At 67.7% G+C, this 13,770-nt stretch carries 13 protein-coding genes; 6 read left to right on the forward strand and 7 right to left on the reverse strand.

The window, feature by feature from the left end; all coding sequences use genetic code 11:
• The first annotated feature begins 248 nt into the window (after positions 1–248).
• Positions 249–731, forward strand: coding sequence for a VOC family protein (locus ACRAQ3_RS05680; protein WP_432255968.1), 483 nt, complete (start codon positions 249–251; stop codon positions 729–731).
• A 43-nt stretch (positions 732–774) separates the two neighbouring features.
• Here ACRAQ3_RS05680 and purF read toward each other — a convergent pair whose 3' ends face one another.
• Positions 775–2,238, reverse strand: coding sequence for an amidophosphoribosyltransferase (gene purF / locus ACRAQ3_RS05685; protein ID WP_269397902.1), 1,464 nt, complete (start codon positions 2,236–2,238; stop codon positions 775–777).
• A 292-nt stretch (positions 2,239–2,530) separates the two neighbouring features.
• Here purF and ACRAQ3_RS05690 point away from each other — a divergent pair, with 292 nt between their 5' ends.
• The 3 genes from ACRAQ3_RS05690 to ACRAQ3_RS05700 are packed head-to-tail and all read left to right on the forward strand — an operon-like array spanning position 2,531 to position 5,081.
• On the forward strand, positions 2,531–3,967 hold the full coding sequence (locus ACRAQ3_RS05690) for a cytochrome ubiquinol oxidase subunit I (RefSeq protein WP_432255969.1): 1,437 nt from the start codon (positions 2,531–2,533) through the stop codon (positions 3,965–3,967).
• Positions 3,967–4,986: a cytochrome d ubiquinol oxidase subunit II gene (gene cydB, locus ACRAQ3_RS05695; protein WP_269397904.1), complete on the forward strand. Its 1,020-nt coding sequence runs from the start codon at positions 3,967–3,969 to the stop codon at positions 4,984–4,986. Before ACRAQ3_RS05690 ends, cydB begins: the two co-directional genes overlap by 1 nt.
• Complete coding sequence (locus tag ACRAQ3_RS05700) at positions 4,986–5,081, forward strand: DUF2474 family protein (RefSeq protein ID WP_432255970.1); 96 nt, start codon at positions 4,986–4,988, stop codon at positions 5,079–5,081. Before cydB ends, ACRAQ3_RS05700 begins: the two co-directional genes overlap by 1 nt.
• 3 nt (positions 5,082–5,084) lie before the next feature.
• Here ACRAQ3_RS05700 and ACRAQ3_RS05705 read toward each other — a convergent pair whose 3' ends face one another.
• The 6 genes from ACRAQ3_RS05705 to ACRAQ3_RS05730 form a co-directional block, all read right to left on the reverse strand.
• On the reverse strand, positions 5,085–5,645 hold the full coding sequence (locus ACRAQ3_RS05705) for a CvpA family protein (protein ID WP_085894817.1): 561 nt from the start codon (positions 5,643–5,645) through the stop codon (positions 5,085–5,087).
• A gap of 8 nt (positions 5,646–5,653) precedes the next feature.
• Positions 5,654–7,045 carry a DNA repair protein RadA gene (gene radA / locus ACRAQ3_RS05710; protein WP_432255971.1) on the reverse strand — a complete coding sequence of 464 codons (1,392 nt, stop codon included), beginning with the start codon at positions 7,043–7,045 and terminating at the stop codon, positions 5,654–5,656.
• 109 nt (positions 7,046–7,154) lie between these two features.
• On the reverse strand, positions 7,155–7,937 hold the full coding sequence (locus tag ACRAQ3_RS05715; protein ID WP_432255972.1) for a DNA repair protein: 783 nt from the start codon (positions 7,935–7,937) through the stop codon (positions 7,155–7,157).
• A gap of 138 nt (positions 7,938–8,075) precedes the next feature.
• On the reverse strand, positions 8,076–9,113 hold the full coding sequence (gene alr, locus ACRAQ3_RS05720) for an alanine racemase (protein ID WP_432255973.1): 1,038 nt from the start codon (positions 9,111–9,113) through the stop codon (positions 8,076–8,078).
• A 58-nt stretch (positions 9,114–9,171) separates the two neighbouring features.
• The gene (locus tag ACRAQ3_RS05725) at positions 9,172–9,927 is read right to left on the reverse strand and encodes a hypothetical protein (protein WP_432255974.1); all 756 of its coding nucleotides are present in this window, start codon (positions 9,925–9,927) and stop codon (positions 9,172–9,174) included.
• A complete protein-coding gene (locus ACRAQ3_RS05730; protein ID WP_432255975.1) occupies positions 9,924–11,219 on the reverse strand; it encodes a hypothetical protein in 1,296 nt (431 codons plus the stop codon). The genes ACRAQ3_RS05725 and ACRAQ3_RS05730 overlap by 4 nt, the downstream gene beginning before the upstream one ends.
• Before the next feature lie 209 nt (positions 11,220–11,428).
• On the opposite strand from ACRAQ3_RS05730, the gene ACRAQ3_RS05735 reads away from it, so the two are divergent.
• The gene (locus tag ACRAQ3_RS05735) at positions 11,429–12,742 is read left to right on the forward strand and encodes an ABC transporter substrate-binding protein (RefSeq protein WP_432255976.1); all 1,314 of its coding nucleotides are present in this window, start codon (positions 11,429–11,431) and stop codon (positions 12,740–12,742) included.
• A gap of 154 nt (positions 12,743–12,896) precedes the next feature.
• Positions 12,897–13,769 (forward strand): carbohydrate ABC transporter permease, encoded by an 873-nt coding sequence (locus ACRAQ3_RS05740; protein ID WP_269397910.1) that lies wholly within the window; start codon positions 12,897–12,899, stop codon positions 13,767–13,769.
• Position 13,770 lies beyond the last annotated feature (1 nt).

Here is a 13,770-nt window from a genome sequence, read left to right on the forward strand (position 1 = left end):
AGACGAGAACACGATCGGGGGCGATGGGGCGCAAGGGAAGGGGAGTGCGGCTGGCTCATTCGCCCTGCATGTGAAGCATATCGCGCCGTGCGGCAAGGGTGGTGCGCATCGCATCGACGCGACCTGCCGCGTCGCCTCACGGTCCCGGTGGCTGGGCGGATCTCCGCTATCGCAAACTCGTCGTGACCTTGCGACAGTTGCGCGGGGCCCGCGCCAGCCCTAGCCTGACCGGGTGGGGAGGCGCGTTGATGGCACCAGCGCAACAGCGGATCTGCCTTTGGTTCTATACACAGGGCGAGCAGGCCGCGCGGTTCTACGTCTCGCTGCTACCGGACAGCCGGATCGAAAGGGTGCTGCGCGATCCCGCAAGCGGCACCGTCAACATCGTCGAGTTCCGATTGGGCGGCATCGGCTATCTCGCCATCAACGGCGGGCCGCATCTGCGGCTTACCGAGGCGGTGCCGATCTCGGTCCTGACCCGGGATCAGGCCGAGACGGACAGGCTTTGGAACGCGCTGATCGCGGAAGGCGGCGAGGGTGGGCGCTGCGGCTGGCTGCGCGACCGTTTCGGTCTGCCCTGGCAGGTTCTGCCCGAGGCGCTGCCGCGCCTGCTGGCCGAGGCGGATCGCGATGCCGCCGGGCGGGTCGCGCAGCGCCTGCTGGAGATGGGTCGGATCGAGATCGCCGAGCTCGAGGCCGCCTTCGACGATACCGGCCTGCATCAGGCTTGACGCGAGGGCCGTCGCGCCACCGAAGCGGCGCGGGCCCAAGGGCCTATTCGGCCGCGGTCTTGAGCTGGAAGCCCTTGTCGACCATGTCGGCGGGCACCACCGGGTAGTCGCCCGAGAAGCAGGCGTCGCAATAGCGCGGCGCCTTGGCGTCACGCCCCTCGGCCACGCCCACGGCACGGTAAAGCCCGTCGAGCGAGATGAACTTGAGGCTGTCGACATCGAGATGGCGGCGCATCTCCTCCTCGCTCATATGCGAGGCCAGCAGCTTCTCGCGCTCGGGCGTGTCGACGCCGTAGAAGCAGGGCCAGGCGGTCGGCGGGGACGCGATGCGGAAATGCACCTCGGCGGCGCCCGCGTCGAGGATCATTTCCTTGATCTTGCGCGAGGTGGTGCCGCGCACCACGGAGTCGTCGACCAGGATCACCCGCTTGCCGCGGATCAGGGCGCGGTTGACGTTGAGCTTGAGGCGCACGCCCATGTTGCGGATCTGCTCGGAGGGCTCGATGAAGGTCCGGCCCATATACTGGTTGCGGATGATCCCCATGCCATAGGGGATGCCGCTCTCATGGCTGTAGCCGATCGCCGCTGGCGTCCCCGAATCCGGCACCGGGCAGACGAGATCCGCCTCGACCGGGGCCTCGCGCGCCAGCTCGACGCCGATCTGGCGCCGGGTCTCGTAGACCGAGCGGCCGCCGAGGATGCTGTCGGGCCGCGAGAAATAGACATGCTCGAAGATGCAGAAGCGCGAGGCGCGGTTCTTGAAGGGGAAGTTGCTTTCGACGCCCTTGGGCGTGATCACCACCATTTCGCCCGGCTCGATCTCGCGTACGAATTCGGCTCCGACGATGTCGAGCGCGCATGTCTCCGAGGACAGCACCCAGCCATCGCCCAGCCGGCCCAGCACCAGCGGCCGCACGCCCAGCGGATCGCGGCAGCCCAGAAGCTTGGTGCGGGTCATCGCCACGATCGAGAAGGCGCCCTCGCATTTGCGCAGCGCCTCTTCCATGCGGTCGGGGATCGACCGGCCCATCGAGCGCGCCATCAGGTGGATGATGCATTCGGTGTCAGAAGAAGACTGGAAGATCGAGCCGCGTTCGATCAGCTCGCGGCGCAGCGCGGCGGCGTTGGTCAGGTTGCCGTTATGCGCGACGGCGGCGCCGCCCATCGAGAATTCGCCGAAGAAGGGCTGCACGTCGCGGATCGCGGTCTGACCCTTGTGGCCCGAGGTCGAGTAGCGGACATGGCCGATCCCGAGCGTGCCGGGCAGGGTTTCGAGCACCTCGCGGGAGGTGAAGTTGTCGCGCACATAGCCCATCCGGCGGGCCGAGCAGAACCCCGCTTCGGGGTCGTGGGTGACCATGCCTGCGGCTTCCTGTCCGCGATGCTGCAGCGCGTGCAGGCCCAGCGCGAGAAAGTTCGCGGCGTCCGAGACGCCGATGACGCCGAATACGCCGCATTCCTCCTTGAGCTTGTCGTCGTCGAAGGGGTGGGCGGGAAAATCGCGCATCTGGCTGGCTCCGAATACGGTGCGTTGCGAGGACCGTTTACGGCCTTCGCGTCCGAGTGTCACGAAAGGATCATATCATCCTTTCCGTCGGGTCGCCCAATGCCCTGTCGCGCGCCGTTACGCAAGGCGAAGGCTGCGCTTCGAGGTCATGTTGTCGCGCCCGCCGGCGATCATGGCCCGCCGCACGGGCACCCAACGAGGCACGATGTCGCCTTCTCCCTTGGAGGCAGGATGTCGCGTTGCCTCTGCGCACCCTGTCCCTAAGTCAGAAGAAGGCAGAAGGATTTCGCCCATGGACACCTTTCTTGGCTTCGACGCGGTCACGCTGGCGCGGATGCAGTTCGGCTTCACCGTGGCCTTCCACTTCATCTTCCCGGCGGTTTCGATCGGGCTGGCGAGCTTTCTCGCGGTGCTCAACGCGCTGTATCTGTGGACCAGGAACGAGGCCTATCTCCGGCTGTTCAAGTACTGGCTGAAGATCTTCGCGATCACCTTCGCCATGGGGGTCGTTTCGGGCATCACCATGTCCTACCAGTTCGGCACCAACTGGTCGGTGTTTTCCGACATCGCGGGACCGGTGATCGGGCCGCTCATGGCCTACGAGGTTCTGACCGCCTTCTTTCTGGAGGCGGGTTTCCTCGGGATCATGATCTTCGGGCGCGACAAGGTCGGGCCGGGGCTGCACATGTTCGCCTGCCTGATGGTGGCGGTCGGCACCGCGATCTCGGCGACATGGATCCTCTCTGTGAACTCGTGGATGCAGACGCCGCAGGGCTTCTCGATCGGCGAGAACGGGCAGTACCTGCCCGAGGACTGGTGGGCGATCATCTTCAACCCGTCCTTCCCCTACCGGCTCGCGCACACGCTCACGGCGGCCTATCTGACCACCGCCTTCATCGTCGGCGGCGTCGGGGCATGGCATCTGCTGCGCGGGCAGCGCGAGAACCCCGGCGTGCGCACCATGTTCTCCATGGCGATGTGGATGGCGGCCATCGTCGCGCCGCTGCAGATCTTCCTCGGCGACATGCACGGCATCAACACGCTGGAGCACCAGCCGGCCAAGGTGATGGCGATGGAGGGGCATTTCGAAAGCCACGAACATGGCGCCCCGCTCTACCTGTTCGGCATTCCCGATCAGGAGGCGCAGGAGCTGAAATACGCGATCGGCATCCCGAAGCTGTCCTCGCTGATTCTCGAGCACGACCTGAACGCGCCGCTGGCCGGTCTCGACACGATCCCGCGCGATGAACAGCCCCCCGTCGCCATCGTGTTCTGGAGCTTTCGGGTCATGGTGGGTCTGGGTTTCGCGATGCTGGCGGTGGGGCTGTTCTCGCTCTGGGCGCGGTTCCGCGGGCGGCTCTACGAGGCCAAGTGGCTGCATCGCGCGGCGCTGGTGATGGGGCCCTCGGGGCTCGTCGCGGTCATCGCCGGATGGATCACCACCGAGGTCGGTCGCCAGCCCTACGTGGTCTATGGCGTGCTCAGGACGTCCGAAGCGCATTCGCCGCTGGGCGCCAGCGCGGTCGGCACCTCGCTCATCGCCTTCGTGGTGATCTACTTCGTGATCTTCGGCGCGGGCGTGGCCTATATCCTCAAGCTCATGCATCACGCCCCGGCGCTGGGCGAGCGCGGCGTGCGGGTGGAGCCCGGGCCGATCCGCACCTCGGGCATCAACCCCGATCGGCAGATGCGCGAAAGCGGCCATGACATCGCACCGGAGACCAGCTGATGTTCTATTCCATCGATCTCACCGTCGCATGGGCCCTGCTGCTGGCCTTTTCGGTCTTCGTCTATGTCGTGCTGGACGGTTTCGATCTGGGCATCGGCATCCTCTACCCGTTCTTCCGGGAGAAGTCGGACCGGGACATCATGATGAACTCGGTCGCGCCGGTCTGGGACGGCAACGAGACATGGCTGGTGCTGGGGGGCGGCGGTCTCTTCGCCGCCTTTCCGCTGGCCTATGCGGTCATCATGCCCGCCGTGTATCCGGCGATCATCGCGATGCTGCTGGCGCTGATCTTTCGCGGCGTGGCGTTCGAATACCGCTGGCGCGCCAGTTCGCGCCTGTCCAAGCGGGCCTGGGACGCGGCCTTCATCGGCGGCTCGGTCACGGCGGCGTTGGCGCAGGGGATCATCCTCGGCGCCTTCCTGCAGGGGATCGAGGTCGAGGGGCGCGCCTATGCGGGCGGCTGGTGGGACTGGCTCACGCCGTTCTCAATCCTGTGCGGCGTGTCGGTGGTCGCGGGCTACGCCTTCCTCGGCGCCTGCTGGCTCAACATGAAGCTCGAAGGCGAGATCCAGCACCGGGTTCGGGTCATGGCCCGGGCCTTCTTCGTGGCGACGATCATCGGCATCGTCGCGGTGAGCCTCGCCACGCCGTTCCTCGGGGCGGGCTATGCCGCGCGCTGGTTCGGCTGGCCGCAGATCGCGCTGACCGCGCCGGTACCGATCCTGATCGGCGGCATCGCGCTGCTGCTGCTGCGTTCGCTGTTCCACCCGACGCGCGACCGGCTGCCCTTCATCCTCGGGCTGGTGCTCTTCGCCCTGTGTTTCCTGGGACTCGGGATCTCGATCTGGCCGCTGGCCATCCCGCAGGAGATCACGATCTGGGAGGCGGCGGCGCCGGCCAAGAGCCAGCTTTTCATGTTCGTGGGCGCGATCGTGCTGGTGCCGATCATCCTCGCCTATACCGGCTACGCCTACTGGGTCTTTCGCGGCAAGCTCGACCCCGAGAAGGGATATCACTGATGCTGAGGCGGGTGGTCTGGTTCGTGGTGCTCTGGGCCGCGGGGGTCGCGGCGGTCGGCGCGGTGGCCTATGCCATCCGCGCCGTTCTGTTGTGAGGCTCAGGCCGGGGCGGCGCAGAGGCCGACGAGCTGCTCGTATTGCAGCGTCACCCAGGCCAGCGCCGCCTGCGGTTCCTCGGTCGAGAAGCCCTCGGTGATCTGGCTGAACACGGCTGCCGCGCGGCTGTTCTCGACCATCGGGATCTGCTGCGCCGAGAGGATCACCTCGTAGACGAAGAAGCCCACCGCCACGAGCAGGATGCCGCGTGCCACGCCGAACAGGAAGCCCAGACCTTGGTCGATGCCGCCCAGCGCCGAGCGCTGTACCGCGCCGGAGAAGACCGGCGTGAAGATCGAGAACAGCACGAGGGCGATGGCGAAGACCACCGCGAAGGCGGCGATGATGGACAGCTCGCAGCTGTCGCCGATGAAGTCGCCCACCACCGGGATCTGCCGCACCAGCGGCCGAACCTGATCGGCGAAGATGAAGGCGAGGATCGTTGCGCCGATCCAGCCCGCGATGGCCAGTGCCTCGCGCACCAATCCGCGTGAATAGGCAAGAAGCGCCGACACCACGACGATGAGCGCGACGATGCCGTCGATGATCGTGAAACTTTCCATGAGAACCCTTATTCCCGTTCGCCGGGCGCCAGTCCGAACACCGTGTCGACGAAGCCCGGCAGGTCGCGCATCTCGCGCAGGTCGAGCCCGGCTGCCATTTCCGCCCCGGCGCGACGCTTCGGGCGCTGCGGCAGGATGGCCTGCGTGAAACCAAGTTTCGCGGCTTCTTTCAACCTGTTTTCCATCTGCGCCACCGGTCGCACCGCGCCGGAGAGAGAAATCTCGCCGAAGATCGCGCAATCCACCGGCAACGCACTGTCCTCGCGGGCGCTGATCAGCGCGGCCGCCACCGCGAGATCGGCGGCGGGCTCGCCGATGCGCAGCCCGCCCGCGACGTTGAGATAGACGTCGAGCCCGGCGAAGGAGACGCCGCAGCGGCTCTCGAGTACCGCGAGGATCATCGCCAGCCGCCCGCCATCCCAGCCGACCACCGAGCGCCGGGTCTGGCCGGGCTGGGCAGGGGAGACCAGCGCCTGGATCTCGCACAGGATCGGCCGCGTGCCCTCGATGCCCGCGAAGACCACCGAGCCCGGCGTCGCGGTGTCGCGCTCGGAGAGGAACAGCGCCGAGGGATTCTTGACCTCGGCCAGCCCCTTGCCGGTCATCTCGAACACACCGATCTCGTCGGCCGGGCCGAAGCGGTTCTTGTGGGCGCGCAGGATGCGGAACTGGTGGCCGCGCTCGCCCTCGAAATAAAGCACGCAATCGACCATGTGCTCCACCACGCGGGGGCCGGCGAGCGTGCCCTCCTTGGTGACGTGGCCGACCATGATCACCGCGATGCCGCGGGTCTTGGCGAATGTCGTCAGCTCATGCGCGGCGGTGCGCACCTGGCTGACCGATCCCGGCGCGGCTTCGACCTTGTCCGACCACATGGTCTGGATCGAGTCGATGATCACGAGGTCGGGTCGCTCGGCATCCAGCGTGGTCAGGATGTCGCGCAGGTTGGTCTCGGCGGCGAGCGTCACCGGGCTCTCGGTCAGGCCGAGGCGCTGGGCGCGCATCTGCACCTGCGCCGCCGATTCCTCGCCGGTGACGTAGATCACCTTGAGCCCGCCCCGGGCGAAGCGCGCCGCCGCCTGCAACAGCAGCGTGGATTTGCCGATGCCCGGATCGCCGCCGACCAACAGCGCCGAAGCCGCGACGAGGCCGCCGCCAAGCACCCGGTCAAGCTCGGCCACGCCGGAAATGGTGCGCGGCGGCGCCTCGGGCGTGGAGGCGAGATCGGTGAGCGTGATCTTGCGGCCGCGCTGCGCCCCCAGCGCCTTGGCGCCGGGACCCGAGGTCAGCGGCGCCTCTTCCTGAATGGTGTTCCATGCGCCGCAGGCGTCGCAGCGCCCCGACCATTTCGAATGGGTCGCGCCGCATTCGGTGCAGACGAAATTGAGATCCTTGGCCATGCCGCTCTTTTCGCCGATCCCGGTCATACGAGCAATGGCCCGGCGCGATGCGCCGGGCCATTGGTGTTCACCTTACGTTGACGGCGTGCGCCGCCACCGGCGCCATGAGTTATTCGGCGGCGGGCTTCATGTTCACGACCTTGGGCAGGTCGTCCGAGGGCCGATCGTCCTCGGCATCGCGCCTGGTCGCGTCGTAGCCCAGCTCGGGCAGAATGGTGCGAAGTTGATCGTCGAGCTGTGCCAGCTGGCTCGCCACCACGCTTTCCTCGAGCTCGACCTGATCGGACCAGCGCTTCAGCTCGCGGCAGATATGCAGCGCCTCGACGATGCGTTCCTGCTGGCGCTCGGCATCCTCCTGGCGCTGGGTGAGGAACTTGCGGGCGCGGGCCACCTTCTCGTCGGAATAGATATCCGCCAGATTGCGCGCCTGTTCGCCCATCTGCGCGGCGACCTCCATCACGTCATGCTCGAGATGGCCCAGATCGGGGTGGTCGCGCAGGAAGGCGAGGCGCTCGCGCACCGCGTCGAATTCGGAGGACATGGTGAAGACACCGGCGCGGTCGGCGGTATGGGCCACGTGGTAGGCCCGCGCCACGTCATCCATCGAGATGCGGAAATCGCGGTGGCTCTTTTCGAGGGACAGGACACGTCCCGAAGAGGGCAGGAAGAAGACCAGCGTGACCAGCAGGCCGGTCAGGAAGATCTGCAGCGCCATGCCGGCCCAAGGCAGGGCGGTCTCGCCGAAGCTGGCGCTCAGCTGTAGCCATGGCAGGTATCCCAGCGTGGCGGCGATGGTGGCGGCGAGGGCTGCGGCGGCAGCAAGCGCCAGCACGGTCATCGCGATCATCTGCAGGGCGCGGGTGGCGAGGGCGGCGGGGCTGGACTTGGTCACGAGCGGTCTCCGGCACGGATGTGTCAGTTTCCACTCTAACCTCGGCGGCTCTTTGCCGGTTCCTCAAAGCGTCGTATCACCAAAAATTGTGACGGTATTGTCGCTAAACCGTAATCGATGCGGGTTGTACGCCCTTCATCACCCCGGAATTTCAAGCCTGGCGTAGCGCGAGCCGAGCGAGGTGAGGATTTCGTAGCCGATCGTGCCCGCGGCCTCGGCCAGCGAATCGACGCCCTGATGCGGTCCGAGCAGGGTCAGATATTCGGGGTCCTCGCCCAGATCGGTGACATCCACGGTGATCAGGTCCATCGAGACACGCCCGACGAGCGGGCAGGGCGTGTCGCCGTGCCAGAAGGTGGCGCGCCCCGACATCGCCCGGATCAGCCCGTCGGCATAGCCGCCGGAGATCGTGGCGATGCGGCTGGAGCGATCGGCCTGCCAGGAATTGCCGTAGCCCACCACTTCGCCCACGACGAGATCGCGACATTGCACCACCGGCAGGTCGAGCCGGACCACCGGCTGGGCCGCATCGAAGGGCAGCCCGCCGTAAAGGCCGATGCCGGGGCGGGTCATGTCGAAATGATAATCGCGGCCAAGCAGGATGCCGCCGGTGGCCGAGAGGGAGCGCGGCACGCCGAGCCCGTCGGTCATCTGCCGGAAGATGTCGAGCTGGTAGGGGTTCATCTCGTGGTCGGGCTCGTCGGCGCAGGCGAGATGGCTCATCAGCCAGACCGGCGCGTGATCGAGCGCGATCCCGGCCGCCTCGGACCAGTCGGACCATTCGAAGCCGAGCCGGTTCATCCCGGTGTCGAGCTGGATGCCGAAGGCATGGCCCGGCAGCGCCTCGAGATGGCGCGCGAGCTGATCGATCGAATTGAGCATCGGGATCAGCGCGGCCCCGGCAAGGCGGCGCGTATCCCCCTCCATGTGCCCCGAGAAGACGTAGATCTCGGGCGCCGGGCCCAGCGCCTTGCGCAGCGCCGCACCCTCTTCGGCCACCGCCACGAAGAAGCGCCGCGCGCCTTCATGGGCGAGCCTGCGGGCCACGCGCCCGGCCCCGAGGCCGTAGCCGTCGGCCTTGACGACCGCCCCCGTCTCGCAGGCGGTCATGGCGTCAAGCGCGCGCCAGTTGGCGGCGAGCGCGTCGAGATCGATGGTAAGGGCGCCGGTGCTCATGGCCCGCCTTGTGACAGGCGCAGGCGCGGCGTCAAGAGGGAGGGGCCGGGGGTGGCGTTCAACCGGCGGGATCGGGCGCGGCGTGGCTCAGCCGGTACCGTTCCAGCTCTTCGGGCAGCAGCATGTAGATCTCGTCGGGGGGCGTGGCGAGCGCGTGGCGCATCAGTGCCGGATCGACACCCATCTCGATCAGGTAGCCCATCACCTCGCTCTGCCCGCGCTGGATGTCCTCGACCGCGAAGATCGCGGGCAGGGCGGTGTTCTGGTCGAAATAGTGCTGATGCACGCCGACCCAGGCGCCCTCGGCCACGCGGCGCTCGATCCCGCCCGCCAGCATGTAGGGGCAGGCCGAGAGACAGATCGCCTCGGCGCTCATCCGCGTGTCGATCGCGGCCTCGCGCAGTAGCCGCCCGATTTCCAGCGCGTCGATGACCGAGCCGCCGGGGCTGTCGAGCCAGGCGGTGCCCGGCGTCGTCTCGGCGAGATCGAGCGCGGCGGTGAGACGGGCGGCATCGCCGTGCGCGATGCGCCCCCGAAGGAACAGCGCCTCGTCGCGCAGGTCAATCGCGAGCCGGTCGGGCATGTCGCCGGTATCCGGCATCGGCGTGCCGTCGGGACGCTCGCGCGCGGGCAGGCGGTCGGGGCGGAATCGGCGGGTCTGGTCGCCGGGGCGCACCGGTTCGGTGATCTGCGGCGCGCTGGAAGGCCAGGCGATCCGCGGCAGGGCCCGCGCGAGATCGCCGCCGAACAGCAGCGCGCCGATGGCGATCTCGGCCATCAGCACGGCCACGAGCCAGCGGCGCGGCGTGCTCATTCGGCGGGCCGGGCGATGTCGACCGGGGTCGGCGCGGCAGGTGCGTTTGGCTCCTGCGGCGCCTCGGCCGGGGTGGCGGCCTCGATCTCTCGCAGCGCGATCAGCGCGCCGCGCAGCTCGGCCAGCGTCATCTGGTCCTCGACCGCGACGCCGTCGCGCCCGGTTCGGATCGCCGCCTGCGCCACCGAGACGATGAGCACCAGCACCGCCGGCAGCAGGTCGATGGCGATCGCGCCGGCCCAGGAGGGCACGAAGTTGCGGGCATAGAGGATCACGGCGTCGGCGGCCGAAATCGGGGTATAGGTGGTGTCGGCGGGCGGCGGCATCGCGATCACCGCCTCGGCGGCCTGTCGCAGCGTCTCGGCGCGCTGGCCCAGCACGGTCAGCACCGACTCGATGGTCGCCTGCTGGCCCGAGCGGGCCGCGTCGTCGCCGCCATCGAGCTGCGGCAGCACCACCGAGGCGGAGAGATCGCTCGCCGCGCGCACCACCAGCGGCGCGACCGAGAGCTGGCGCAGCGTGGTGATCACGCCGGCAAGCCGCACCGCCTCTTCCGAGAACTCGACGGAACGTGCCTCGACCGGGCCGGGCGCGACGGTGAGCGCGCGCATCCGGCTCAGGATCGCGTTGCCCTCGGCGAAGGCCGCGTCGAGAAGCGGCTGCTGGCTGGCGATCTGCGCCTCGAGCGCCGAAAGCTCGTCCGATTTCTGGCGCAGCAGTCGGAACACCGCGCCGCGCCCGGCCAGGCCCGACAGCCCGCCGGACGCCTCCTGTTCGCCCAGATCCTCGAAGCTCGTGCGCACCCGGGACACGTCGCGTCCGAGCCCCTGCGCCGAGACCGCGATCGTGTTCGCCCGCTCGAGCGCGCCCTGGTAGTCCTGCACCGTCGTCGCGAGGTGCTGCTCCACCGCGGCGGCGCCGGCCAGTGCCGCGGCGTTGAGCCATGACGACATGGCGACGATCGCCAGCGAGCCTAAGCCCATCGAGGCCAGAAGGCCGATCCGCGAGGAGGCGGAGCGGACGGCGGGCAGGAGCCGCAGCATGTAGGACCAGAAGACGAAGATGCCGACCGAGACGGCGATCGAATAGGCCATCGCCGCGAAGACCGAGAGCGCCCCGGTGTCGTCGAGCAGCGACGACACGCCGAGATAGGTGTAGATGCCGCTTGCCACGGCGAGCACGCCGAGCGCGGTGCCGGTGAAGCTGTCGAGCCAGGCGAGATGGCCCTCGATTTCGCGCGACTGGCGCAGCCCGCGGGCCTCCGCCCGGCTCGTCGTTCCGCTCTCGTTCATCCGTCATGCCCCTCGCTGCAGCCGGGAAAGCCTAACGGCGACCTCGTGGCTTGCGAAGCCGGGCCGGATCACGTTCCGGCCATTAACCCTGCGTTAACCATGCGTCCAGCGCAATGCCGTCATGCGCCGCCCTTGACTCGACTCGGCAAATGAGTGAGTAATTGCCCATCGGCTAGGCAAATGCCCTGGCAGTGAATGGGAGGAGAGACATGACCAAGACCACCCGCGCCCTCATGGGGGCCACCGCGCTTTGCGGCATGGCCGCCGTCGCGCAGGCCGAGACGCTGACGATCGCCACCGTCAACAACGGCGACATGATCCGCATGCAGGAGCTGTCTTCGGCCTTCACCGAGCAGAACCCCGACATCGAGCTCGACTGGGTGACCCTCGAGGAGAACGTGCTGCGCCAGCGCGTCACCACCGACATCGCCACCAAGGGTGGCCAATACGACGTGATGACCATCGGCACCTACGAGGTTCCGATCTGGGCCGCGCAGGGCTGGCTCGTACCGCTCGATGATCTGCCCGAGGAGTATGACGTCGACGACTTGCTGCCCTCGATCCGTGCCGGCCTTTCGGTCGATGACACGCTCTACGCGGTGCCGTTCTACGGCGAGAGCTCGATGGTGATGTATCGTACCGACCTGGCCGAAGCGGCGGGGATCGAGTTTCCCGAGGCGCCGACCTGGGACTTCATCAAGGAAGCCGCCGCGGCGATGACCGACAAGGAGAACGAGGTCTACGGCATCTGCATGCGCGGCAAGGCCGGCTGGGGCGAGAACACCGCCTTCATCACCTCCATGGCCAACAGCTACGGCGCGCGCTGGTTCGACGAGAACTGGATGCCGCAATTCGACAGCGAGGCCTGGCAGACCGCTTTCAGCGATTACCTGATGCTGCAGAACGAGTACGGCGCGCCGGGCTCGGCCAATAACGGCTTCAACGAGAACCTCGCGCTGTTCCAGCAGGGCAAGTGCGGCATGTGGATCGACGCCACCGTCGCCGCCTCCTTCGTGACCAACCCCGACGACTCGACCGTGGCCGACAAGGTCGGCTTTGCCCTGGCGCCCGACAACGGGCTGGGCAAGCGCGGCAACTGGCTCTGGGCCTGGAGCCTCGGGATCCCGGCCGGCACCGATGCCGAGGATGCCGCCAAGACCTTCGTGGCCTGGGCGACCTCCAAGGAATACGCCGAGCTCGTCGCCGAGAACGAGGGCTGGGCCAACGTGCCGCCGGGCACCCGCACCTCGCTCTACGAGAACCCCGCCTATCTCGAGGCGGCGTCCTTCGCAGAAATGACGCTTGAGAGCATCAATGCGGCCGATCCGCAGAATCCGACTGTCGATCCCGTGCCCTATACCGGCATCCAGTTCGTCGCGATCCCTGAGTTCCAGGGGATCGGCACCGCGGTCGGCCAGCAGTTCGCCGCGGCGCTCGCCGGACAGAAGTCGGCCGAGGAGGCGCTCCAGACCGCGCAGGACCTGACCATGCAGGAGATGCAGGCGGCGGGCTACATCCAGTAAGCCGCGCCTGACAGGCGGGGCCGGACCCTCCCGGCCGGCCCCGCCCCTTTGGATCGACCCCATCGCTGCGGGCCTTCGCCTGCCGCCTCCGCCAACCGCCCTTCGCGCGGCTGGCCGGACCACGCGATGCCCGTTCTGACAACCGGAGAGACCGATGGCTACCCAACATTCCCGATCCGCCGCCCGGATCATGATCTCGCCAGCGGTCGTCCTGCTGCTCGCCTGGATGATCGTGCCGCTGGTGCTGACGGTGTATTTCTCGCTGTTGCGCTACAACCTGCTGATGCCCGGCACCGAACGCTTCGTGGGCTTTCTCAATTACAAGCTGTTCTACCAGAACCCAGCCTTCTGGACCGCGATGCTGAACACGCTGCTGCTGGTCGGGGGCGTGCTGATCGTCACGGTGGTGGGCGGCGTGCTGCTCGCGATCCTGCTGGATCAGCCGATGTGGGGGCAGGGGATCGTGCGCATCCTCGTCATCGCGCCGTTCTTCGTGATGCCGACCGTCTCGGCGCTGGTCTGGAAGAACATGTTCATGAACCCGGTCTCGGGGCTCTTCGCGGAGTTCTCAAAAGCGGTCGGGTTGCAACCCTTCGACTTCCTGACCCACGCGCCCTTGGCCTCGATCATCGGCATCGTGTCGTGGCAGTGGCTGCCCTTCGCGACGCTGATCCTGCTCACCGCGATCCAGTCGCTCGATAGCGAGCAGATGGAAGCCGCCGAGATGGACGGGGCCTCGCCGCTGTCGCGGTTCTGGTACATCACCCTGCCGCACCTGTCGCGTGCCATCACCGTGGTGATCCTGATTCAGACGATCTTCCTGCTGTCGGTCTTCGCCGAGATCCTGGTGACCACCAATGGCGGTCCGGGCAACGCCTCGACCAACCTGACCTACCTCGTCTACGCCCGTTCGCTCCTGAACTTCGACGTGGGCGGCGGCTCGGCCGGCGGCGTGGTCGCGATCATCCTCGCCAACATCGTCGCGATCTTCCTGATGCGGATGATCGGAAAGAACCTCGATGCCTGAG

Source organism: Limimaricola sp. AA108-03, assembly GCF_050847355.1.
GTDB lineage: Bacteria > Pseudomonadota > Alphaproteobacteria > Rhodobacterales > Rhodobacteraceae > Limimaricola.

Bases quoted from the DNA above. Each gene is read 5' to 3' on its own strand.
- ACRAQ3_RS05680 (WP_432255968.1), top strand. From the start codon at position 249: ATGGCACCAGCGCAACAGCGGATCTGCCTTTGGTTCTATACACAGGGC.
- purF (WP_269397902.1), bottom strand. From the start codon at position 2,238: ATGCGCGATTTTCCCGCCCACCCCTTCGACGACGACAAGCTCAAGGAG.
- ACRAQ3_RS05690 (WP_432255969.1), top strand. From the start codon at position 2,531: ATGGACACCTTTCTTGGCTTCGACGCGGTCACGCTGGCGCGGATGCAG.
- cydB (WP_269397904.1), top strand. From the start codon at position 3,967: ATGTTCTATTCCATCGATCTCACCGTCGCATGGGCCCTGCTGCTGGCC.
- ACRAQ3_RS05700 (WP_432255970.1), top strand. From the start codon at position 4,986: ATGCTGAGGCGGGTGGTCTGGTTCGTGGTGCTCTGGGCCGCGGGGGTC.
- ACRAQ3_RS05705 (WP_085894817.1), bottom strand. From the start codon at position 5,645: ATGGAAAGTTTCACGATCATCGACGGCATCGTCGCGCTCATCGTCGTG.
- radA (WP_432255971.1), bottom strand. From the start codon at position 7,045: ATGGCCAAGGATCTCAATTTCGTCTGCACCGAATGCGGCGCGACCCAT.
- alr (WP_432255973.1), bottom strand. From the start codon at position 9,113: ATGAGCACCGGCGCCCTTACCATCGATCTCGACGCGCTCGCCGCCAAC.
- ACRAQ3_RS05725 (WP_432255974.1), bottom strand. From the start codon at position 9,927: ATGAGCACGCCGCGCCGCTGGCTCGTGGCCGTGCTGATGGCCGAGATC.
- ACRAQ3_RS05730 (WP_432255975.1), bottom strand. From the start codon at position 11,219: ATGAACGAGAGCGGAACGACGAGCCGGGCGGAGGCCCGCGGGCTGCGC.
- ACRAQ3_RS05735 (WP_432255976.1), top strand. From the start codon at position 11,429: ATGACCAAGACCACCCGCGCCCTCATGGGGGCCACCGCGCTTTGCGGC.
- ACRAQ3_RS05740 (WP_269397910.1), top strand. From the start codon at position 12,897: ATGGCTACCCAACATTCCCGATCCGCCGCCCGGATCATGATCTCGCCA.